Origin of the sequence: Acetobacter papayae (assembly GCF_047721125.1) — a bacterium.
In the GTDB taxonomy this organism is placed as follows: domain Bacteria; phylum Pseudomonadota; class Alphaproteobacteria; order Acetobacterales; family Acetobacteraceae; genus Acetobacter; species Acetobacter papayae.
On the sequence record NZ_JBDNWF010000022.1, the window covers coordinates 1 to 21,404 of the forward strand.

The window sequence follows — 21,404 nt, forward strand, 5'->3', positions numbered from 1 at the left end:
GCCCACCCACCCCGGCGTGGATGCGGCTCAGGTCACTGCCCCCCTGCCCGATACGGCTATCCGTTCCAGAACGGATTCCTACTTCAACCGCACGCAACGGATTGTCAGCGCTTTTGGCGACTGCATCGTAACTTACGCATTTTTTATCCGCACACCTGTCATTTCGGCCCCGGCTCTCATGCTGCGCTGGCTTGAAAATGTCATGGCCGAGCGTAACAGCCCCTGCACGATTGAAATCGTCCACCCAGAGGGAGAGTGGGTGGGTGCGGGTGAGCCGCTTGTTTACGTTACCGGCTCCTTTGCCCATCTGGCCGATCTAGAAACGCTTTTGCTGCAAAAGCTCGGTAGCCCCTGCGTTGCCGCATTGCGGGCGTATCAGATCGCGCTCTCCCTGCCGCGCACGCAGTTTCTGGCCATGGATGCCCGGCACTGCGCAGGGTTTGAAATGCAGGAACTCATGGCCTATGCGGCATCGGTCGGTGGGCGGGCAGCTCGCAGAGATGGCGCCATTGGGTTTGTCGGTACGGCAAACGATGCCGTAGCCGCGTTTTTTGACACACCCCACGGGCTTGGCACCATGCCCCATGCCCTGATTGGCTATGCGGGATCGACCGTGCGGGCTGCGGAGATGTTCCACGAGACCTTTCCTGAAACGGATCTTGTGGTGCTGGTGGATTATTTTGGTCAGGAAATTACCGATGCGCTGGCGGTCTGCCGCCGCTTTCCCGAACTGGCTGCCGAAGGCCGCATGGCCGTGCGTCTGGACACCCATGGCGGGCGGTTTATGGAAGGCTTGAACCCACAGGAATCCTACGCCGTTCTCAACCGGCACGCTCCGCAGGCCCTGCGCCGCTACCGCTCGGACAAGGAACTGCGCTACCTGATTGGCACCGGGGTTTCGGCCGCGGCTGTCTGGTTCATGCGCGATGCACTGGACGAGGCGGGTTTTCCCCGTGTGAAAATTATCGGCTCATCGGGTTTTGGGGTAACAAAATGCGCCTGCATGGCCGATGCCCGAGCCCCCCTCGACGTTGTAGGCACCGGTTCCTATATTCCCGAACGGTGGAACGAAACCTACGCAACGGCAGATATCATCGCCTATAACGGGCAGGAGCGTGTCAAAACGGGGCGGGAGTTCCTTCTGCCTTCCATACGCGCGGCCCAGCGTATCCGCACGTCCACCGACAGAACCGCCCAACCCTGACAGGAACACTATGACCGATACGACCGAAACTCCACAGCCCGCCGCCTCGCAGGAATGGAAAGTCCGCATCATGGACCTGTCCGGCGCGAGCGAGGACAACATCGTGGAGGAAGTCGGCGTTTTCCACGATCTGGCGCATGCCAATGCCTTTGCCCGCGCCTATGTGCGCGACAGCATCGAGCGCTGCCGGGTGCCGGGCGCTGGCGCGCGCGAAGTGCTGGAAGCGTGGCTGAGCTTTGGTGAAGACGCGGAAGTAATCGACGCGGGTGAAGATGGCTGGCGCTCGGCCAACGAACTGGACGACTTTACCGCCACCCCCGCCACCCCCATGGAACGCGACTGGCGCGCAATCGACCCCCGCCGCCTTGTAGTGGATGACGATGTGCTGTCCCTGCTCGGCACGGATGACGACGATGACACCCTGCCTGATGATGACGACGACGCCGACCTGCCCCTGACACCAGACTGGTACTAACACCGGATCGTTCCTGACACGCAGGAGCAGGAGCCGGGGCAGAACCAGCCCCGGCAGACCGGGTGCGCATACGCGCAGCAGACATAGGATAAGCGACTGGGCAAAGCGCTGTTGGCGCTGGTATTGGGGCGATTTTCGAGGCATAAGCCTGTGTCATGAAACTTCGCTTCGCGCCCAGCCCGACCGGCCTTCTGCATGTTGGCAACGCCCGTCTTGCCCTTGCCAACGCCCTGTACGCCCGCCGCCATGGCGGCCAGTTCCAACTGCGGATTGACGATACCGATACCGCCCGCTCACGCGAGGAACTGGCCGATGCCCTGCGGCAGGACCTGCAATGGCTCGGCATTAACTGGACGGAAACCTTCCGCCAGACAGACCGGCTGGATCGGTACGAACGCGCCATAGAAGCGCTCAAGGCATCGGGGCGTCTGTATCCGTGCTTTGAAAGCGAGCAGGAACTGGCCACCAAGCGCGAACACCAGATCCGCCAGCGCCGCGCGCCGATCTATGACCGCGCAATGCTCAAAATGACACCGGGCCAACTCGCTCAGGCTCTGGCCAATGGCAAAACGCCTTACTGGCGCTTCAAGCTGTCGGATAACACCATTATCCGCTGGCGCGATCTGGTCATGGGGGACTGTCAGGTCAAACTGCCCTCCATTTCCGACCCGGTTCTTGTCCGTGCCGATGGCACGGTGCTGTATACCCTCGCCTCGGTGGTGGATGACCTTGAAACCGGTGTGACGCATATCATCCGTGGTGAAGATCACGTCACCAATACCGGTGTGCAGATCGACATCGCACAGGCGCTGGGTGCGCGGCCGGATCATTTCCGCTTTGCCCATCTGCCGCTGCTGCTAGATGAAAACGGCGGCAAGCTGTCCAAGCGTTTTGATGCATGCTCGCTGCGCACCCTGCGTCAGGACGGCGTAGAGGCCGAGGCGCTGGTGGCGTATCTGGCCCGCCTTGGCTCGTCGGAAGACCCCGTGCTGCTGCCGTTTGACGAACAGGCGGCGGTCTATGACCTTTCACGCATTTCGCGCTCGGCGGCACGGTTCGACACCCGCCAGCTTCTGGCCCTGAACCATAAGCTGCTGGCCACCCTGCCTTTCAGCACCGTGGCAGACCGCCTACCGCAGGGATCGACCGAAGCGTTCTGGCACGCCATCCGTGGCAATATCGAACTCCTGTCCGAAGCGCGGCTGTGGTTTCAGGTTGTCATGGAAGACATCATTCCCCCCGTGCAGGACGGTGAGGATGCCTTTCTGAACGAGGCCGCATCCCTGCTTCCGCCCGAACCGTGGGATGAAACAACATGGAAAAGCTGGACAACCGCCCTGCGTGAAAGCACGGGCCGTTCAGGCAAGGCCCTGTTTCACCCGCTGCGTCTGGCCCTGACCGGCGAAGAACAGGGGCCTGAACTGCGCGACCTGCTCCCTCTGATGGGGCGCGCACGCGTGCTCTCCCGCCTTAAACCCGGCGCCTGACAGCGCCGGTTCGTTCCATCCCTCACCAGCGGGAGCAGTCGCCCCATCAGACCGGAAAGGCCTCGTCATGCCCTCAAGCGTCACCCCCTTGCAGACCTCCCTGTCAGCCATAAAGCTGCCCGTAATCGGTGCCAGTGACGCGCTGATTATCGTGGATGTGCAGAACGATTTCCTGCCCGGTGGCGCTCTGGCCGTACCGGACGGGGATGCCATTCTGCCGGTTGTGAACGCACTGGCGCAGGAGCCTTTTGGCATGGTGGTTGCCAGTCTGGACTGGCACCCGGAGCAGCATTCCTCCTTCACCCCGGACGGCCCATGGCCTGCGCACTGCGTGGCACAAACACCGGGTGCCGCTGTTTCCGAAGCACTGGAACTGCCACAGGGCACCCTCTTTGTCCTTAAGGGACAGGATGCCGCTCAAGATGCCTATTCCGCCTTTGAAGGCCAGACCACCGAAGGGGCGCGGCTGGCTGAAACGCTGCGTCAGCACGGGATCGAGCGGGTTTTTGTCTGCGGTCTCGCGCTTGAATACTGTGTTCGCAACACCGCTCAGGACGCTGTGGCGGAAGAGTTCAACACCTTTTTGCTGACTGACGCCACACGCGGGCTGGAAGCCTCCCCCGCCCCGACCCTGCGTGCCCTGAACGATGCGGGCGTGACACTCTGCCATAGCTGAGTGCATGCAAGGCTGGGGCTCTATCCAGCCTTGCTGTATCAGACCTTCGGAGTAGTGTTCACCGCATCGCGGCGGGCTGGTTTCCAGCGGTTGAGCAGCAGTGAGTTGCTCACCACCGAAACCGAACTCATGGCCATGGCCGCCCCGGCCAGAACCGGGTTCAGCGCGCCCAGTGCGGCCAGCGGCAGGCCCAGAAGGTTATAGATAAACGCGAAAAACAGGTTCTGGCGGATTTTCCCTACCGTTGCATGCGAGAGGGTTATGGCATCCACCACGGCCATAAGGTCGCTGCGCACCAGCACCACATCCGCCGTTTCCAGTGCTACATCCGCCCCAGCGCCAATGGCGAAGCTGACATCGGCCGAGGCCAGTGCCGGAGCATCGTTTATCCCGTCGCCCACCATACCCACACAGAGGCTTGCACCTTTTAGCCGGGCGATTTCCGCCGCCTTGCCATCGGGCAGAACTCCTGCCACTACCTCGTCAATCCCGACCTGATGGGCTACGGCCTGTGCAGCTCGCTCGTTATCACCAGTGAGCATGACAACACGCAAGCCGCGCGCACGTAGAGCGGTTATGGCGGCACGGGCTTCGGGCCGGATTTCATCCGCAAGGGCGAGATAACCGAGCACCGCCTGCTCTCGCGCCACCCCGATAACCGTGCGCCCCTCCGCCTGCCATGCCTGCACCAGTGCGGTATCCACCACGCAGCCATTCTGGCTCAGAAAATCGGGCGAGCCCAAGCGCACCACCTGCCCGCCCACACGCGCGCTTACCCCCTGCCCCGGTACGGCCTTGAAATCTTCCACCGCCACGGGGGCAATGCCTGCGGCACGAGCATGTTCCATAACAGCGCGAGCCAGCGGGTGCTCTGAATTCTGTTCCAGCGCGCAGGCCAGACGCAGAAAATCATCGGACTGGATGCCTTCCGCCGTCTGGCTGGCCACAACGCCGGGCTGGCCGCGGGTGAGCGTGCCGGTCTTGTCCGTAACAAGCAGGTTCAGCCTGCGGGCCTGTTCCAGTGCATCGGCGTTGCGGAACAGAATACCGGCCCGCGCACCCAGCCCCGTACCCACCATAATGGCCGTTGGCGTGGCCAGCCCCAGCGCACAGGGGCAGGCAATCACCAGAACCGACACGCCGTGAACAAGACTTACAGTAGCGGAGCCCGTAACCAGCCATGTTCCGGCAAAGGTCAGCACCGCAAGGGCCAGCACCGCAGGTACAAAAACCGCAGATACTTTATCCGCCAGCCGCTGCACGCTGGCCTTACTACCCTGCGCCTGCTGCACCATCTGCACAATACTGGCCAGAACGGTCTGCGCGCCCACCTTGGTCGCCCGTACGCGCAGGGCACCTGTCTGGTTGAGGGTTCCGGCAAAAACCTCCGCTCCCGCTGTCTTGGCCACCAGATTGCTCTCCCCGGTGAGCATGGCCTCGTTCACTTCAGAGACCCCTTCCAGCACGGCACCATCCACCGGCATGCTCTCTCCGGGGCGGACAACAAACACATCGCCTATGGCAAGCTGGTCAACACTCTCATCCACCACACCGCCGGGGCGCTCGACATGCGCCATACGGGGCTGAAGCCGCAGCAGGCTGGCCATGCCTGCACCAGCACTGGCCTTGGCCCGGGCTTCAAGCAGGCGACCCAGCAGAACGAGCGTTACCACCAGCGCGCTGGCCTCGAAGTAAACAGGCTGATCGAGTTTCATGAGCGTAACCGCGGCACTGAAAACCCAGGCCACCCCCGTACCCATGACCACCAGCACATCCATATTGGCGGAGCCACCGCGCACGGCATGCCATGCTGCGCGAAACAGGCCACGCCCACACCCGAACAGCACCACACCCGCCAGCACGAGTTGCAGCATGCGGGGCATGTCCATCATGGGCAGACCCGCCATCATGATAACCATCTGCCCCACAAAAGGCAGGCTGAGTATTGTGGCGAGCGCAAACTCCCACAGCGCCCGCTGCCACACACGCTGCTGCGCACGGGCATCGTCCTGAGCGTTCTGCTCCTCATAAACGCGGGCGCCGTATCCGGCTTTTTCCACGGCGGCAATCAGGGCTGGCACCTCCACCACCCCCGGCACGAATGTCACATGCGCCCGCTCCGTCGCCAGATTGACGCTCGCCTGCACGGAAGGCAGGGCGTTCAGCACTTTTTCCACCCGCCCCACGCATGAGGCGCAGGACAGGCCACTCAGGCTCAGGTCAAGATTGCGGGTGGTAGGGGCAAAGCCCGCCTGCCGGACTGCCGCCAGCACATCCACCATACCCGCATGCCCTTCAGACAGGGAAACCTGCGCGCGCGTCGTGGCGAAATTGACCGAGGCCTGCACGCCATCGAGCCGGTCGAGCACTTTTTCAAGCCGGGCCGCGCAACTGGCGCAGGACATTCCCTCCACCGGAAAGCTGATGGTCTGCTCCATGATCGCACGCGCTCCTTCTGCCGCCAGCGCCGTGGGTAATGGCGCGCTTTCATTTGCTATATATGCCCCCATGGGGTATATTCAAGCTATGTCCCGCCTTGTGATGAGCCTTGTCGTGAGCGTTCTGGGCCTGCTGTTTACAGCGGTTGTCCCGGCTTTTGCTCATGCAGCCCCCATGCAGGCTGAGCACGCCATGGCCATGCACGCAGCGCTGCCTGCCCTGCCGTGCCATGGCAACACTCTACAGGAAACAACCGGCCATGAGCGGTCCATGTATGTGTCCCAACAGGCCAGCACCACGCCGGGTATCCACACACTGAGCCAGACAGGCGGGGTCGATACCTGCCTGCATGCAGCCCACACCCCGCATGAACACGCCATGCCCTGCTGCACAGCCTCGGGGCAAAGCCCGGTTGCAACGGCAGGAACCTACCAGCTTGCAGTTCTGCGCCCTCTGCCCACGGCCAGAGTGCGGTTGCCCCATGCCCACGCTCTCCCCGCCGGGCAGGGCATAACACCGCTACTCCCCCCTCCCAGACCCTCCATCGCCTGAACAGAAACCCGAAGCGGTATGACCGATACCGCGCTCGGGGTCTTTTTCCGGTTCGCGCTGTGCCTTGCGGCATGGCGGCCCTGATGGATGGATATGATGCCTTCTCCCTTTCCTACCCTTGCGGGTAGACTTTCGCGCCGCCGGTTCATAACCGGTGCTGGAGCGCTGGCGGGGCTGAGTGCGCTGCATGCACCGGCCCGTACCGCCAGCGCCATGGATGCACCCGCACTCCCCCCCCTGCCTGCCGGGCATATTCCGCAGCAGTCCGCCAGCACGTTCCTGCTGAACATTGGCCATACCCCTGTGCATGTGCTGAGCAAGCCGCAGATGGCCCCCACGGTCAATGGCAGCATGCCCGCCCCCACCCTGCGCTGGCGCGAGGGGGACGAGGTGAGCCTGCATGTTCACAACACGATGGATGAGGAAACCTCCATCCACTGGCACGGGCTACGCTGCCCCGCCAACATGGACGGCGTACCGGGGCTGAGCTTTGGCGGGATCGCACCGGGGCAGACTTTTACCTATCGTTTCATGCTCAAGCAGAGCGGCACCTACTGGTACCACAGCCACTCCAACATGCAGGAAGCCAAGGGGCTATACGGCGCGATTGTTATCGACCCCAAGGACGGGGAAACCCGCCATTACGACCGCGATTACGTAATTGTCCTGTCAGACTGGTCGGATGTCGAACCGTCAGACATTATCAAAAACCTCAAATTCCAGAGCGACTACTACACGTTTCGTCAGCGCACGGCGGCATCTTTCTTTCCCGATGCACGGCGCGATGGTGTGCTGCCTGTACTGAAAAACCGCCTGCAATGGGCAGGCATGAATATGTCGGCCACCGACATTTCAGATGTCAGCGGTATTATCTACACCTATCTGATGAACGGGCAGACCCCGCACGCCAACTGGACCGGGCTGTTTGCTCCGGGTGAGCGGATCAGGCTGCGGTTTATCAACGCGTCCGCCATGACGTTTTACGATATCCGTATTCCCGGACTGCCCATGACCATCATCCAGTCCGATGGCAATGACGTTGAGCCCGTGCAGGTCGATGAATTCCGTATCGGGGTTGCGGAAACCTATGACTGTATCGTGGTGCCTCAGACCACGCAGGCCTACACGATTTTTGCCCAGAGCGAAGACCGCACAGGCTATGCGCGCGGCACACTGGCCCCCCGCGCGGGTATGAGTGCCGCCATTCCGCCCATGGATCCACGCCCGGTGCGCACCATGCTGGATATGGGCATGGGCTCAGACATGAAAATGGGCGGTATGGACATGAAAGCCATGGCCCATCAGCCAAAAGCCGACACCCCTCCACTCAATGTGGAAAACCAGAACGTGGCCGCCATGCCCGTCAACCGTCTGGCAGACCCCGGAGACGGCCTGCGCAATAACGGCCGCCGGGTTCTGAGCTATGCAGACCTGCGCGCAACCCGCCCCGCCAGTGACCCCCGCCCGCCCTCGCGCGAGATCACCCTGCACCTGACTGGCAACATGGAGCGCTATATCTGGGGGTTTGACGGGCGCAAGTTTTCCGAAGCCGAACCCATTCCCCTGCGGCTGGGCGAACGCGTACGCTTTGTGCTGATTAACGACACCATGATGGAACACCCCATTCACCTCCACGGCCTGTGGAGCGAACTGGAGAACGGTCAGGGCGCCTATAACCCAGTCAAACACACCATTATCGTGCAGCCGGGTAGCCGCCTGAGTTATCTTGTTTCGGCCGATACACCGGGATTATGGGCCTATCACTGCCACCTGCTCTATCACATGGACCTTGGCATGTTCCGCACGGTGGTGGTGTCATGAAAAACCTGCCTGCCTGCACCCACACAACCCGGCTTCTGGCGGGGCTTCTGGCCATTCTGCCCATAGCCCTGTCCGGCCCGCACACATGGGCCGCCACCGCCGAACCGCCGAACCATGCGCACGCCATGCCGAAAAAGCCCATGTCAGGACACGCCATGTCCGACATGGACGATATGGATGACATGGAAGGAATGGACGGCATGGAGGATATGGATAAGCCAGCCGCCCCCACCAAAGCCGCACAGCCCCATAAACCGGACAGCCCGCGCGCAACGCTGCCTGCCCCAACAGCAAAAACCATGGCACCTATGGACGCCATGCCGGGCATGGCCATGCCCCCCTCTGCGCCGGTTGCCGCAGGCAAGACACATGTCAGCCTGCCCCCTCTCAGCCCCAGCACGCGCTGGCCCGCAACGCCGCCCCCGGTGCCAAAGGTACGCTACATCCACAACATGCCACCGGTGATGGACCACAACACCTATTTCCATATTCTCATGGAACAGCTTGAAGGGCGCTATGCGGCGGGTGACAGCCTGTTCCGCTATTCCGGTCAGGCGTGGTTCGGCACCGACCATGACAAGCTGTGGATCAAATCGGAAGGCACGGTAGATGGCCACCGCACCATGAGCGATGGTGACCATGAACTGCTCTACGACCACGCTATTTCCACCTATTTCGACCTACAAGCTGGCACCCGGCTGGATATTGATAGCGGGCCGGTGCGCGCATGGGGCGCGGTCGGTGTACAGGGGCTGGCGCTGTATTTCTTTGATGTATCCGCCACAGCCTATTTCAATGCCGATGGCGTGGCGGGCAAGCTGGAAGGTTCTTACGACCTGCTGATTACCAACCGGCTTATTCTGCAACCGCAGGCGGAACTGAACTTCTATTCCCGCACGGACCCGGCCCGTGGGGATAGTCAGGGCTTTTCCTCCATCGATACGGGTTTGCGCCTGCGCTACGAGTTCAAACGCAAACTGGCCCCCTATATTGCCGTAACCTATGCGGGCAATTACGGGGCCGCCGCGCGCTCACCTTCGGCTACACGCACCACCCCGGCCAATGGGCCGGAAGATGTGCGGTTCACCTTCGGGCTGCGCACATGGTACTAGCCTTGGAGGCTGCTATTTTATCGAACTTTACGGTTTTCAGCGAAACGATACCCCATAATGGGTATCGTCTCTGCTAAAGGCCCGATCATAATCAAGCCTAGCCAATAAACAGGCCCCGGTGACCGTAAGCCTGCGCAAAGCGGACACCGGAACCTGCAGGCAGCCCTCACGCACAATGCGGGGGCGGCCCCTATGCTTCAGGCCGTTTTGGCAGCAGCCGCAGCGCGTGCGGCATTCTTTTCTTCCTCGGTCCAGACCTTGCGCTCGCGCTTTACCTGCGGCTTGACCTGCTTGACCGGCCCACCACCCAGCACGGGCGGGCGCATGGTCGAATGCTGCGCATCATCCGAATGCCACGGGTGATCAGCCTGCACGCTCAGGGTGCGGCCAATTTCACGTTCCACATCATGCAGCCATGCGCGCTGTTCGGCATCACACAGGGTTACGGCAAAGCCGCTGCGGCCCGCACGGCCAGTACGGCCAATACGGTGCACATAGCTTTCCGGCAGGCTCGGCAGATCGTGGTTAAAAACATGCGTGACCGTATCAACATCAATCCCGCGTGCCGCAATATCCGTGGCCACCAGAACCTGTGCTGCACCAGAGCGGAAGGCATCGAGCGCACGCTCGCGCTGCCCCTGCGACTTGTTGCCATGCAGGGCCTCGGCCGTAATGCCTGCCTCGGTAATGAAAGAGCAGACCTCGTTGGCAATGTTCTTCTGCAAGGTAAAGACCACGGCCTGCCCGATACCCGGCGTGCGCAGCAGAGAAAGCAGTGCGTCCTTCTTGTCCGCCGCATTCACGAACATGACCGACTGCTCGATCCTGTCGACCGTGGTTGATGGCGGAGCAATTTCGACCTTTGCCGGATCGCGCAGGAGGCTCTCGGCCAGTGCCGCGATGGATTTTGGCATTGTCGCGGAAAACAGCAGGGTATGCCGTTCCGTGGGCAGCGTGGCGACAATCCGTTCGATCGGCTTGGCAAAGCCCATATCCAGCATCTGGTCGGCTTCATCGAGCACCAGCGCCTCAAGCTGCGACAGGTCACACAGGCCCTGCTCGACCAGATCAAGCAAACGCCCCGGTGCCGCAACGATAATGTCTACCCCGTCCTTGAGCGCATTGACCTGATGCACCTGGCTGACACCACCAAAAATCGTTGTCACGCGCGGTTGCAGATAGCGCCCGAAACGCTCGAAACCATCGGCAATCTGTGAAACCAGCTCACGCGTGGGGGCCAGCACCAGCACACGGGCACCCCCCGCAGGGGCCGGCCGGGGTGTCGCGGCAAGGCGGTGCAGCAACGGCAGCGCAAAAGAGGCGGTCTTGCCCGTGCCTGTCTGGGCCATACCCAGCAGGTCGCGCCCTTCGAGCAGAATGGGAATGGACCCGGCCTGAATGGGCGTGGGGGCGGTATAGCCCTCATCATCCAATGCGCGCAGCAGAGCCGGCGCCAGTGAAAGGTCGGTAAAGGTCATGGACATGCTCAGAAAACGCCTCCGGCGCCGGGTAAAGCTGCGCCTGTTGGGGCTTCGCTGATTCGGAATGCGGACTTTTACGGGGGCCACCGCACCGCGTCAACGCAAAGCGCCCGCGCGACGCACAGGTGTCACACAGCCAACCGCACTGCCTCTAAAGCCAATCCCGGCAAGCCGCGCCATGGTGTCAGAAACGCGCGGATGGATCGGCAGAACGGGTGCCGCACACCGGCTTGGAAAAAGTGCAAACCCGTTTTAACAAAACAGCAACATGGATTCAGAAGATGGCTTTATAGAGAGTCTTCAAAAAACCACAGTTTTTTCGAACTCTTTCCCTGCCAGATGAACAGTGTCCATTTTTCTTGCCAAGGGATTGGAACCTTTTGCACTGGGGAATAGTATTTTAAGATGTGATGCAACAAACAGGAGAGACAACGTGCGTTTGCTTTTGGCTATTTTCCTTCCCTGGCTGCAATTTTTCACTATCGGGCGGCCGATTGCAGGCATTATCTGCCTGATTTTGCAGATCACCCTGCTCGGCTGGATTCCTGCGGCAATCTGGTCCGTTTACGCGCTTAGCCAGTATAAGACCGACCAGAAAATCGAGAAGCTGAAACTGGGCCTGTGAACCTGCCCTGCAAGGTGCCGATGATGCGTTTCTCTCTATTGGCCGCTCCTGTGGCGGCCCTGATGCTGTCAGCCCCCCTCGCCATGGCCGAGGATGCACCGCGCACCCTGAGTGTCGATATGCAGGATGCGACCTTCGCCAAGCGGGTTGGGGCACTGTTCGGCAAGGTCGAACAACCCGGCTGGCTCAAAAGAGCGACCGAGAGTGCACCTGTTGAGGTGACAATGGACGGCAAGCCCTACACCGTCCTTTTGTCCTGCAAGCAACATGATTGCAGAAATCACCAGTTCGTCCTGATGTTCAACGACAAAACCATGTACGGCCTACGGTTCGAAACCAAAGATAACAGCCCGCAAGAAGAACTGACATGGCTGAATATCGGAGGCGGGCCGGAGAGCATTGACGGAAAAACCATCCTCTATGCCGCAATCACGGGCAGCCTGTACAATCACCCGGCAACGTTCCAGAGTCCTCAGGGACAATAAACGGCTCTACCCTTATACTCCTTATGCCACGTGGCATAAGGAGCGATACCAGAACAAGGCTGTATATTCCTGTCAGGATCGCTTAAACTGACCGGCATGAACGCTCAACAGCCCGGCACCACATCCCAGCCCGATATAGGCAGCTGCGCGGCCTGCTCCCCCTCCGAGCGGGCGGAAGGCAAACAGGTTGTACAACCTGACAAGACCGCCCTGATCAACCGCCTGCGCCGGATCGAAGGACAGATTGGCGGCATTGCAGGCATGGTGCGTGACGACCGCTACTGTGTGGATATTCTAACCCAGCTTTCCGCCGTGCGCTCAGCCATAGATGCGCTGAGCATCCGCCTACTGGAAAACCATGCCAGAGGCTGCGTGCGCCACGCCGTACAAGACAATGGCGGCGATGAAACGCTGGAAGAACTCATGGGCGTTATTCGAAAGATGATCCGCTAGAAAGCGCCTACAGGGCTTTCCATGCGGCCAGTGCGCGCGCACGCGCCATGGCATGATCCACAATCGGGGCAACATACCCCCGGCATCCCGTCTCCCACGGTGTATGGATATCCTTGTCGGACAGATGCGCGATTTCAGGCACCCATGACCGGATATACGCACCCTGTGGGTCGAACTTGCGTGACTGCAAAACGGGATTCATGATGCGGAAATACGGTGCGGCATCCACGCCGGTACCCGCCCCCCACTGCCAGTTCATCGGGTTACTGGCCGGGTCATAGTCCACCAGCGTATCTGCAAACCAGCGTTCGCCCTCACGCCAGTCGATCAGCAGATGCTTGACCAGAAACGACGCCACAACCATGCGTACCCGATTGTGCATGACCCCTGTATGCCACAATTCACGCATACCGGCATCCACCAGCGGGTACCCTGTCTGCCCATGTTGCCATGCTGCCAACCCCTTGGGGTCTGTGCGCCACGGCATGGCATCAAACTCTGGCCGCAGGTTGCGGGATGCAAGATCGGGCGTCTCAAACAGGAGCGACCATGCAAAGTCGCGCCAACCCAGTTCGGTCAGAAATTTTTCCGGGTTGGGACGAGCTTGCGCACGTTCCCACACCCGCGCGGGGCTGACATGGCCAAAGCGCAGGAAAGGAGACAGGCCGCTTGTGCTCTCCTTTGCCGGGAAATCGCGGGTCTGGGCATAATCTGCCTGATCATGCTGGCAGAAATCAGCCAGTTGTGCGCAAGCCTGCGCCTCGCCCGGCACCCAGGTCTCACGCAGCCCTCCCGCCCAGTCCGGGGTCGTGGGAAGAAGACCATACTGTTCCGGCGGCACGCGCAATGCTTCGAGCGCCGGAACAGGCGCTGCAAAAACCAGCTTTTCTGGCGCAGGCCGCAAAAAAGCCTGCACTGGCAGTGTGCAGGCTGCCCGCCAGAAGGCCGTAAATATTTTATAGGGCGAGCCTGACTGTGTGCGCACAGTCCATGGTTCATGCAGCAATGCCCCTGCAAAACTGCGGGCCACAACACCCTGCCCCTGCAAAGCCGCCTTGATACCCGTATCCGTCTCGCGCCCATGCGGGTCATACCGGCGGTTCCAGAACACCGCACCAGCCCCTGTTGCCTGCACAACAGTCTCTACCACGCTCTGGGCTGGCCCCCGCAGAACATGCAGCTCTCCACCTTTCTCGCGCAGGTCGGCCGCAAGGGCGTGAATGGCACCATCCAGCCACCACTGCGCCGCAGCCCCCATGGGCGTGGTCTCATCAAGGATAAAAAGGCAGATCAGCGGTTGCCCGCGCTGCACAGCCTCATGCAGGGCCTGATTGTCCGCCAGACGAAAATCCTCGCGAAACCATACGAGTGTTGGAGAAACAGTCATGGCTTTTCCTGCATTACCTGTAACGGACAGTATGATAGGCGCGGGTTCTGGCGCGCAGCCCCTCTGGCCTTATGCCTGCGTGGGCGGGCTCCCACCATAAAAAAAGCCCCTTCCCGTCATCAAACGGAAAGGGGCCATGCCACAAACTGGCGGAACCATTCCAGCCCTTGCGGGCCGGAACAGAAACCCGGATCAGTTCTTAGTCTTGTCAACCAGACGAGACTTGGAGATCCACGGCATCATGCCACGGAGCTTGTCGCCCACGGCTTCGATCTGGTGGGCGTCGTTACGCGCACGCGTGGCCTTGAAGAACACGTTGCCGGACTGGTTTTCCAGCACGAAGTTACGCACGAAGGTGCCGTTCTGGATATCCGTGAGGATGTCCTTCATGGCCTTCTTGCTTTCTGCCGTGATCACGCGCGGGCCGGACACGTACTCACCATACTCCGCAGTGTTGGAGATGGAGTAGTTCATGTTGGCAATGCCGCCTTCGTAGATCAGGTCCACGATCAGCTTCATTTCGTGCAGGCATTCGAAATACGCCATTTCAGGAGCGTAACCCGCTTCAACCAGCGTTTCGAAACCAGCGCGGATCAGCTCGGCAACACCACCGCACAGCACGGCCTGTTCGCCGAACAGGTCAGTTTCGACCTCTTCCTTGAAGGAGGTTTCGATCGTGCCTGCGCGGCCACCACCGATAGCGGAAGCATAGGACAGGGCGATATCCAGAGCCTTGCCGGACTTGTCCTGCGCAATGGCCACCAGGCAGGGCACGCCGCCGCCACGCTGGTATTCAGAACGCACGGTGTGGCCGGGGCCCTTGGGAGCGATCAGGAACACGTCCAGGTCAGGACGGGCTTCGATCAGGCGGAAATGGATGGAAAGACCATGCGCGAACGCCAGAGCGGCACCCTGCTTCAGGTTCTTTTCCAGCGATTCCTTGTACAGCGTGCCCTGACCTTCGTCAGGCGTCAGCACCATGACAACATCAGCCCAGGCAGCAGCCTGATCAGGCGTCATGACGGTAAAGCCTGCATTGCGTGCCTTTTCAGCCGCAGCAGAGCCTTCACGCAGGCCGATGACGATTTCGGAAACGCCGCTGTCCTTGAGGTTGTTGGCATGGGCATGACCCTGGCTGCCATAACCGATAACGGCCACCTTCTTGGACTTGATCAGATTCACATCGGCGTCACGATCATAATACACGCGCATAGCCATATTTACTTCTCCTTCAAACCGGAGACTCCCTCCGGCGTTGCTGCCTGCTATACTTCAGAAGTTCTGAATTGTCTTCGGTCCGCGGCAAATTGACGCCACGCCGGTACGAGACACCTCGACCAGGCCGAGCGGACGCATCAGATCGATGAAACTGTCCAGCTTGTCGGATGAGCCGGTCAGTTCAAACACAAAAGACGTGGCGGTTGTGTCCACCGCCCGTGCGCGGAACGCCTCGGCAATCCGCAGCGCTTCGGTGCGGGATTCACCCGAGGACACCACCTTAACCAGCGCCATTTCCCGCGCGACATACGGCCCCGCATCCGACAGATTGACCACGCGCGAGACCGGCACCAGACGCTCGATCTGCACCTTGACCTGCCTGATGGCCGAGGGCGTACCCGTGGTGACGATATTGACGCGCGAGGTGCTGCCCTGCTCGTCCACCGGGGCCACGGTCAGGCTCTGGATATTGTAACCGCGGCCCGAAAACAGCTCCACGATACGAGCCAGCGCGCCGCTTTCATTATCCACCAGAAGCGAGATCACGGCGGAACCGGAAATTTCCTGCTGCATTGTTCAGTTTCCCTGAAGACAGACCAGAATACGCAAAATGGAAAACACGCTGCTCAGACCAGCATACGGCCTTCCGTGCTGATTTCGGCCCCGCTGCTTTCCTGCTCAGGCCCCAGAATCATCTCGTTATGGGCGGCCCCTGACGGGATCATGGGAAAGCAGTTCTCGCCTTCCGCAACGCAGATATCGACCATCACCGGCCCGTCATGCGCAAGGGCCTCACGGATGGTGTTATCAAGTTCATCCAGCCGGGTGACACGCAGGCCGCGCCCATGGAAGCTTTCAGCCAGCTTCACAAAATCAGGCAGGGCATCGCTATAGCTTTCGGAATAGCGTGAGCCGTGCAGCAGTTCCTGCCACTGGCGCACCATGCCCATATAGTGGTTGTTGATGATGAAAATCTTCACCGGCAGGCGATACTGCGCAATCGTCCCCAGTTCCTGAATGTTCATCAGGGTTGAGGCTTCGCCCGCAATATCCATCACCAGCGCATCCGGGTGGGCAATCTGCGCCCCCACGGCGGCAGGCAGGCCGTAGCCCATGGTGCCCAGCCCGCCCGATGTCAGCCAGCGGTTGGGATTGTCAAAGCGGAAAAACTGCGCCGCCCACATCTGATGCTGCCCGACTTCGGTGGACACATAGGTGTCGCGCCCGGTCTCACGCGCCAGCTCGTAAATACGGCTGATGGCCTGCTGCGGCTTGATAACCGCATCATCCGCACCATCCTGCGTGAAGCGCAGGCAGTCGATCGCGCGCCAGCCTTCGATCTGCGCCCACCATGCGGCCAGATCAGCCTCATGTGTCGCGGCAGGCGTGCGCTCCCACTCCTCGATCATCATGTCGATGACAGCGCCCACATCGCCCACGATGCCTTCATCCACCCGCACGATCTTGTTGATCTGCGAAGGGTCGATATCGACGTGAATCTTGAACGAACCGGGCGAAAACGCATTGACGCGGCCTGTCACGCGGTCATCAAAACGGCTGCCGAGCGCAATCAGCACGTCACAGCCATGCGTGGCCAGATTGGCCTCGTATGTGCCGTGCATGCCCAGCATGCCCAGAAAACGCTTATCCGTGCCGGGAAAAGCCCCCAGCCCCATCAATGTGGAGGTAATGGGGAACCCCGTAACATCCACCAGCCTGCGCAGGGCTTCACTGGCCTGCGGCCCGGCATTGATGACCCCCCCACCCGTATAGAACAGCGGACGCTTGGCCGCTTTCATGGCGGCAACCGCGCGGATAACGCTTTCGCGTTCGGGCTGTATCTGCACCTTGGCCGTACGGGGGCTGATATCCTGTGCGCTCACATAGGGCGCATCGCCCACGGTGATGTTCTTGGGCAGGTCCACCAGCACCGGGCCGGGACGACCCGAGCGCGCGATGGCGAAAGCCTCATGCACAGCGGGAGCGAGGTCTTCAGGACGGCGCACCAGATAGTTATATTTGGTCACAGGCCGGGTAATGCCGGTTGTGTCTGCCTCCTGAAAGGCATCGTTACCGATCAGGGCGGTGGGCACCTGCCCGGACAGGCACACCAGCGGGATGGAATCCATCATCGCATCGAGCAGGCCGGTCACGGCATTGGTCGCCCCCGGTCCACTCGTGACCAGCACCACCCCCACCTTGCCGGTGGAGCGGGCATAGGCTTCCGCCGCATGCACGGCAGCCTGCTCGTGCCGCACCAGAATGTGGCGGATATGGTTCTGCCAGAACAGGGCATCGTAAATAGGTAGGACAGCCCCACCCGGATACCCGAAGATAACCTCCACACCCTGCTCGACCAGCGCGCGCATCAGCACTTCCGCGCCGGTCAGGGCGGTGGTGGTCTGGGCGTCCGTTGGGGACTGGATAGTGGTTGACATCATGGTATCCTCAATAGCCCCTGAAGTGGGATCAGGGGGTTTGTTTATGCCTTGTGATTACAGGCGTCAAGCCGAGCGCAAAATAAAAGAGATGATTTCATGCAATTTTCTTTCCGAAAATTGCGCGACATTCTCAAAACACGTATCAACATTGCATGTACAGTCTGGCTCAGCCAGAGCATGGTGCCCAAACCATGTCGCCTGACGTTTGGTATAACGCCCCGTGGCCTGCACGGCGAGCCGCATGGCCTCATCCTGCGTTATACGGCCTTCGAGCATGGCCGCCAGTTCCGGCACGCCATGGGCACGCATGGCAGGCAGAGCGGGGTCGAGCCCCTGTGCCAGCAGAGCGCACACTTCATCCACCGCACCAGCAGCCAGCATGGCTTCAAACCGGGCCTGTATGCGCGCGCGCAGCACCGTGCGCTCCGGCGCAAGTCTTACCGCCACAAAACGACAGGCAGCAGGCGGCAACCCCGGCTGGGCCTGCCACCAGCTCAGGCTGCGCCCCGTAGCGCGCCAGACCTCCCACGCGCGGGTAATCCGCTGGGAATCGGCAGGTTGCAGGCGCGCCGCCGTTTCGGGGTCCACACTGGCAAGGCGGGCATGCAGGGCGGGGGCTCCATCCTGCGCCATGGCCTGCCGGGCTTCATCCCGCACGGCCTGCGGGCATTCTGGAATCGCAGCCAGCCCATGGGTCAGCGCACGGAAATACATCCCTGTCCCGCCACATAGAACCGGCAGGCGGCCCGCACCCCATGCCTCCTGCATGGCCTCAAGCGCATGGGTGCGCCACCAAGCCACGCTCCCCGTGCTGGATGCGGGCAGAACCCCATAGAGGCGGTGCGGCACCGCCTGCTCCTCTGCCACACTCGGGCGTGCGGTCAGCACCCGCAGGTCTTTATAGACCTGCATGGAATCCGCATTGATGATGGTTGCCCCTGCCCAGCCTTTTCCTTCACGCCCATGCTCGGCCAGCGCGCGCGCCACCGACAGGGCCAGTGCCGATTTGCCCGAGCAGGTTGGCCCCGCCACCACCAGCGCCACGGGCGCGCCCTGCGCCATGGGGCCGGAAGGACGGATTTCAGAAAGTGTCATGGGGTGTTCCGCTTGCTTCATGCCCGCATTCCTGCCACACACCCTGCTGCCATGACGAGCCTTGTTCTGACCCTTGTCGCCCGGCGTGAGGAAACCTCACTCGCCGCCCAGACCATTGCCCTTGCCCGCGATATTGTTCTCGCGCAAGGCGAAACGGTCGTACTCAGCCCTGCGGAAGCCGTGGATATTCCCTGCCCGCAGACAGCCCGCGAAAGCCTGCCCGCCCTGCATGCAGCCATGGAGGGGCAAGCCATTGACGTGCTACTGACCCCGGCTGCCAACCGCCGCAAGCGCTTGCTGGTTTCCGACATGGACAGCACCATTGTCGCCAATGAAACGCTGGACGATCTGGCTACCCACGCCGGGCTGGGCGAGAAAGTAGCCGCCATTACCGCGCGCTCCATGAATGGTGAACTCGATTTTGCCACCTCGCTGCGTGAACGCGTTGCCCTGCTGCGCGGCCTGCCCACCTCCTTGCTGGAAACGGCGTGGAAGGATGTCACCCTCAACCCCGGCGCGCTGGAAATGGTGCGCACCATGAGCGCCTTTGGGGCCAGAACGGCGCTGGTTTCAGGCGGGTTTACCTTCTTTACCGCGCGCGTAGCGGCTCTGTGCGGGTTTGATGAACACCACGCCAATGTGCTGCTGATGGATAAAGCCACCGACAGCCTAACAGGCGAGACCGCCCAGCCCGTACTGGGGCCGGATGCCAAGCTGCACCTGCTTGAAACCCTGCAACAGAGCCACAACCTGCCCGAAGATGCGGCGCTGGCCATTGGGGATGGCGCAAACGACCTGCCCATGCTGCACAGGGCTGGCCTTGGGCTGGCATTCCATGCGAAACCTGTTGTGCGGCAGGCCATTACCAACCAGATCAACCACGCTTCGCTGCGTGCAGCACTGTTCGCGCAGGGTTATCCGGCATCGGTTTTTGTGAGCGCCTGAACTCAGGCAGGATCAGGCACAGCCGCTCTGGATAAGACGAATCGGCTCCGGGCTAAAAGAGACTGGCAGCCGCACAGGAAAGGAATGACCATGCAGTTCGACCCGCGTGACGTTTCAACCTATCCGTTCATCCGTGCAAGCTGTGTCGTGCTGGGCCTGTTTCTGGTGAGCTACTGCCTGCATTTTGCCCTGACGCTGCCACCCGGTTCCCCCGAATTTGTCATGCGCCACATCGCGGCCCTGATTGTGGGCACGCTGCTGCTACTCGGCACGATCTGGATCTGAGCCGCCACGCGGGCTGAAAAACCCGCTTTTTTCAACCGCACGTAGCCCCCGGTCGGGTCAGAACCCCAGCCTGCGGTGCATTTCGTCCACCAGCTCGGGCGTATCATCCAGCGGGGTAACAGCCCATGGGCGTTGCAGGCGAGTTTCGTCTGCCTCCAGCAGCCTTACTCGCCCGGCCAGTTCCATTTCCTCAACAAAAGTGCTGATCCGCCGTGAACGGCCGGGTAGAGGAAATACGGTTACAGGGGCAAAACCAGCCACGGCCTCGGACATCATGGACACGCTATCCATGGTCACGACCAGACTATCCGCGCAGGCAATCAGGCCGAGATAGGGGTTTTCGCCCTCGCCATCCCACACGAAACCGTCCACCTGCTTGACCGCATCGCTCAGAACACGCAAGGCGGCCGCATCGGTCCGGCGCGAGGGCGTTACCAGCAGGCTGCCCCCTTCCGCGCGCATGGTTTCCACCAGAACACGCCCCAGCCGCGCAGCCTCGGCCACACCAAAGGTGTACCGGCCGTTGGACCCTCCGACCAGCACCGCCACCAGCGGGCGGGGCAAATGGGCAAAGCGTGGTGCCCAGAGTGCTTTTGCCTCCTCCAGCCGCTCACGCGTGAGGCCATGCAGCGCCGTACGGCCCACCAGCACGTTATGTCCGCTGATTTCATCATGACGACAGGCAACCACCAGATCGAAACGGCCCAGATCAAGCCTGGGGTGCTGCACCTGCACAACCGGCAGGCGCTCCCTGCGCCCCGGCGGTTGGTGTTCGCCCAGTGCCGCACCCAGCGCCCCGCCCTTGCCCCCGATGCTGATCACCACATCCGAAGCACCCAGTTCTTCATGCTCATGCAGGTGGCGGCCATCCGGGCCGCGCAGGAAGCCATGGCTGAGCCAACGTGGGCCAGACAGGGCCAGACGCGCCACACGGTCCGGGCAGATAGGGCAGAACACCCCGTGCCACCCGGCCCGTGTGGCGAGCCCCAGCGCCTGCGAACGCATACCCGCGAAATCTTCCCCCATGACAAACGCCTGACACGGCTTGAGCGCACACTCATCCGACCCGGATACTGCCGTTTGCCCGGCCTCCTGCTCCACCTTTACTGGTGGCGGTCGCGTGTCATTGCTGTCCGCAGCATAGTCAACACTCGCCATCACGCGCTTTCCTTTGCTACACCCCGTCTGGCGCGTTTGGCGCGCCGTTATTTTTCCTATGGGTA

The 21,404-nt window shown here is 61.3% G+C and carries 20 protein-coding genes; 12 read left to right on the forward strand and 8 right to left on the reverse strand.

Annotation, left to right across the window (positions count from 1 at the left end; genetic code table 11):
* The first annotated feature begins 16 nt into the window (after positions 1–16).
* From ABF757_RS08005 to ABF757_RS08020, 4 genes are all read left to right on the forward strand, one after another.
* On the forward strand, positions 17–1,204 hold the full coding sequence (locus ABF757_RS08005) for a nicotinate phosphoribosyltransferase (RefSeq protein WP_415481711.1): 1,188 nt from the start codon (positions 17–19) through the stop codon (positions 1,202–1,204).
* A 10-nt stretch (positions 1,205–1,214) separates the two neighbouring features.
* Complete coding sequence (locus ABF757_RS08010; protein WP_415481681.1) at positions 1,215–1,679, forward strand: hypothetical protein; 465 nt, start codon at positions 1,215–1,217, stop codon at positions 1,677–1,679.
* Between the two features lie 155 nt (positions 1,680–1,834).
* The gene (gene gltX / locus ABF757_RS08015) at positions 1,835–3,166 is read left to right on the forward strand and encodes a glutamate--tRNA ligase (protein ID WP_415481682.1); all 1,332 of its coding nucleotides are present in this window, start codon (positions 1,835–1,837) and stop codon (positions 3,164–3,166) included.
* A gap of 67 nt (positions 3,167–3,233) precedes the next feature.
* A complete protein-coding gene (locus ABF757_RS08020; protein WP_415481683.1) occupies positions 3,234–3,842 on the forward strand; it encodes a nicotinamidase in 609 nt (202 codons plus the stop codon).
* Positions 3,843–3,880: 38 nt separating this feature from the next.
* Here ABF757_RS08020 and ABF757_RS08025 read toward each other — a convergent pair whose 3' ends face one another.
* Positions 3,881–6,280 carry a heavy metal translocating P-type ATPase gene (locus ABF757_RS08025; RefSeq protein ID WP_415481684.1) on the reverse strand — a complete coding sequence of 800 codons (2,400 nt, stop codon included), beginning with the start codon at positions 6,278–6,280 and terminating at the stop codon, positions 3,881–3,883.
* An 88-nt stretch (positions 6,281–6,368) separates the two neighbouring features.
* Between ABF757_RS08025 and ABF757_RS08030 the strand changes: the two genes are divergently transcribed.
* The 3 genes from ABF757_RS08030 to ABF757_RS08040 all read left to right on the forward strand — a co-directional run bounded on the left by ABF757_RS08030 (position 6,369) and on the right by ABF757_RS08040 (position 9,766).
* Positions 6,369–6,833 carry a hypothetical protein gene (locus ABF757_RS08030; protein WP_415481685.1) on the forward strand — a complete coding sequence of 155 codons (465 nt, stop codon included), beginning with the start codon at positions 6,369–6,371 and terminating at the stop codon, positions 6,831–6,833.
* A 96-nt stretch (positions 6,834–6,929) separates the two neighbouring features.
* Entirely contained in the window at positions 6,930–8,654 is a 1,725-nt protein-coding gene (locus tag ABF757_RS08035; protein ID WP_415481712.1) for a copper resistance system multicopper oxidase, read from the forward strand.
* Positions 8,655–8,980: 326 nt separating this feature from the next.
* A complete protein-coding gene (locus ABF757_RS08040; RefSeq protein WP_415481714.1) occupies positions 8,981–9,766 on the forward strand; it encodes a copper resistance protein B in 786 nt (261 codons plus the stop codon).
* A gap of 197 nt (positions 9,767–9,963) precedes the next feature.
* Here ABF757_RS08040 and ABF757_RS08045 read toward each other — a convergent pair whose 3' ends face one another.
* Positions 9,964–11,250: a DEAD/DEAH box helicase gene (locus tag ABF757_RS08045; RefSeq protein ID WP_415481687.1), complete on the reverse strand. Its 1,287-nt coding sequence runs from the start codon at positions 11,248–11,250 to the stop codon at positions 9,964–9,966.
* 430 nt (positions 11,251–11,680) lie between these two features.
* On the opposite strand from ABF757_RS08045, the gene ABF757_RS08050 reads away from it, so the two are divergent.
* The 3 genes from ABF757_RS08050 to ABF757_RS08060 all read left to right on the forward strand — a co-directional run bounded on the left by ABF757_RS08050 (position 11,681) and on the right by ABF757_RS08060 (position 12,810).
* Positions 11,681–11,872 carry a YqaE/Pmp3 family membrane protein gene (locus ABF757_RS08050; protein ID WP_025860626.1) on the forward strand — a complete coding sequence of 64 codons (192 nt, stop codon included), beginning with the start codon at positions 11,681–11,683 and terminating at the stop codon, positions 11,870–11,872.
* A 20-nt stretch (positions 11,873–11,892) separates the two neighbouring features.
* Positions 11,893–12,357 carry an Ivy family c-type lysozyme inhibitor gene (locus ABF757_RS08055; RefSeq protein WP_415481688.1) on the forward strand — a complete coding sequence of 155 codons (465 nt, stop codon included), beginning with the start codon at positions 11,893–11,895 and terminating at the stop codon, positions 12,355–12,357.
* Between the two features lie 96 nt (positions 12,358–12,453).
* Positions 12,454–12,810: a metal-sensitive transcriptional regulator gene (locus ABF757_RS08060; protein ID WP_415481689.1), complete on the forward strand. Its 357-nt coding sequence runs from the start codon at positions 12,454–12,456 to the stop codon at positions 12,808–12,810.
* 7 nt (positions 12,811–12,817) lie between these two features.
* On the opposite strand, the gene ABF757_RS08065 is transcribed toward ABF757_RS08060, so the two are convergent.
* From ABF757_RS08065 to miaA, 5 genes are all read right to left on the reverse strand, one after another.
* Complete coding sequence (locus ABF757_RS08065) at positions 12,818–14,197, reverse strand: cryptochrome/photolyase family protein (protein ID WP_415481690.1); 1,380 nt, start codon at positions 14,195–14,197, stop codon at positions 12,818–12,820.
* Positions 14,198–14,389: 192 nt separating this feature from the next.
* The gene (gene ilvC, locus ABF757_RS08070; RefSeq protein WP_025860632.1) at positions 14,390–15,409 is read right to left on the reverse strand and encodes a ketol-acid reductoisomerase; all 1,020 of its coding nucleotides are present in this window, start codon (positions 15,407–15,409) and stop codon (positions 14,390–14,392) included.
* Positions 15,410–15,469: 60 nt separating this feature from the next.
* Positions 15,470–15,988 (reverse strand): acetolactate synthase small subunit, encoded by a 519-nt coding sequence (gene ilvN / locus ABF757_RS08075; RefSeq protein ID WP_025860634.1) that lies wholly within the window; start codon positions 15,986–15,988, stop codon positions 15,470–15,472.
* Between the two features lie 53 nt (positions 15,989–16,041).
* Positions 16,042–17,856: a biosynthetic-type acetolactate synthase large subunit gene (gene ilvB, locus ABF757_RS08080; RefSeq protein WP_415481691.1), complete on the reverse strand. Its 1,815-nt coding sequence runs from the start codon at positions 17,854–17,856 to the stop codon at positions 16,042–16,044.
* Positions 17,857–17,919: 63 nt separating this feature from the next.
* On the reverse strand, positions 17,920–18,972 hold the full coding sequence (miaA, locus tag ABF757_RS08085) for a tRNA (adenosine(37)-N6)-dimethylallyltransferase MiaA (RefSeq protein ID WP_415481692.1): 1,053 nt from the start codon (positions 18,970–18,972) through the stop codon (positions 17,920–17,922).
* Positions 18,973–19,002: 30 nt separating this feature from the next.
* Between miaA and serB the strand changes: the two genes are divergently transcribed.
* On the forward strand, positions 19,003–19,896 hold the full coding sequence (gene serB, locus ABF757_RS08090) for a phosphoserine phosphatase SerB (RefSeq protein ID WP_415481693.1): 894 nt from the start codon (positions 19,003–19,005) through the stop codon (positions 19,894–19,896).
* Between the two features lie 90 nt (positions 19,897–19,986).
* Positions 19,987–20,181 (forward strand): hypothetical protein, encoded by a 195-nt coding sequence (locus tag ABF757_RS08095; RefSeq protein WP_025860638.1) that lies wholly within the window; start codon positions 19,987–19,989, stop codon positions 20,179–20,181.
* Positions 20,182–20,238: 57 nt separating this feature from the next.
* Here ABF757_RS08095 and ABF757_RS08100 read toward each other — a convergent pair whose 3' ends face one another.
* Positions 20,239–21,207, reverse strand: coding sequence for a mitochondrial fission ELM1 family protein (locus ABF757_RS08100; RefSeq protein ID WP_415481715.1), 969 nt, complete (start codon positions 21,205–21,207; stop codon positions 20,239–20,241).
* Between the last annotated feature and the right edge of the window lie 197 nt (positions 21,208–21,404).

Coding starts and splice junctions, on each gene's coding strand:
- ABF757_RS08010 (WP_415481681.1), top strand. CDS start 1,215: ATGACCGATACGACCGAAACTCCACAGCCCGCCGCCTCGCAGGAATGG.
- gltX (WP_415481682.1), top strand. CDS start 1,835: ATGAAACTTCGCTTCGCGCCCAGCCCGACCGGCCTTCTGCATGTTGGC.
- ABF757_RS08020 (WP_415481683.1), top strand. CDS start 3,234: ATGCCCTCAAGCGTCACCCCCTTGCAGACCTCCCTGTCAGCCATAAAG.
- ABF757_RS08025 (WP_415481684.1), bottom strand. CDS start 6,280: ATGGAGCAGACCATCAGCTTTCCGGTGGAGGGAATGTCCTGCGCCAGT.
- ABF757_RS08030 (WP_415481685.1), top strand. CDS start 6,369: ATGTCCCGCCTTGTGATGAGCCTTGTCGTGAGCGTTCTGGGCCTGCTG.
- ABF757_RS08035 (WP_415481712.1), top strand. CDS start 6,930: ATGCCTTCTCCCTTTCCTACCCTTGCGGGTAGACTTTCGCGCCGCCGG.
- ABF757_RS08040 (WP_415481714.1), top strand. CDS start 8,981: ATGGCCATGCCCCCCTCTGCGCCGGTTGCCGCAGGCAAGACACATGTC.
- ABF757_RS08045 (WP_415481687.1), bottom strand. CDS start 11,250: ATGTCCATGACCTTTACCGACCTTTCACTGGCGCCGGCTCTGCTGCGC.
- ABF757_RS08055 (WP_415481688.1), top strand. CDS start 11,893: ATGATGCGTTTCTCTCTATTGGCCGCTCCTGTGGCGGCCCTGATGCTG.
- ABF757_RS08060 (WP_415481689.1), top strand. CDS start 12,454: ATGAACGCTCAACAGCCCGGCACCACATCCCAGCCCGATATAGGCAGC.
- ABF757_RS08065 (WP_415481690.1), bottom strand. CDS start 14,197: ATGACTGTTTCTCCAACACTCGTATGGTTTCGCGAGGATTTTCGTCTG.
- ilvC (WP_025860632.1), bottom strand. CDS start 15,409: ATGCGCGTGTATTATGATCGTGACGCCGATGTGAATCTGATCAAGTCC.
- ilvN (WP_025860634.1), bottom strand. CDS start 15,988: ATGCAGCAGGAAATTTCCGGTTCCGCCGTGATCTCGCTTCTGGTGGAT.
- ilvB (WP_415481691.1), bottom strand. CDS start 17,856: ATGATGTCAACCACTATCCAGTCCCCAACGGACGCCCAGACCACCACC.
- miaA (WP_415481692.1), bottom strand. CDS start 18,972: ATGAAGCAAGCGGAACACCCCATGACACTTTCTGAAATCCGTCCTTCC.
- serB (WP_415481693.1), top strand. CDS start 19,003: ATGACGAGCCTTGTTCTGACCCTTGTCGCCCGGCGTGAGGAAACCTCA.
- ABF757_RS08095 (WP_025860638.1), top strand. CDS start 19,987: ATGCAGTTCGACCCGCGTGACGTTTCAACCTATCCGTTCATCCGTGCA.
- ABF757_RS08100 (WP_415481715.1), bottom strand. CDS start 21,207: ATGGGGGAAGATTTCGCGGGTATGCGTTCGCAGGCGCTGGGGCTCGCC.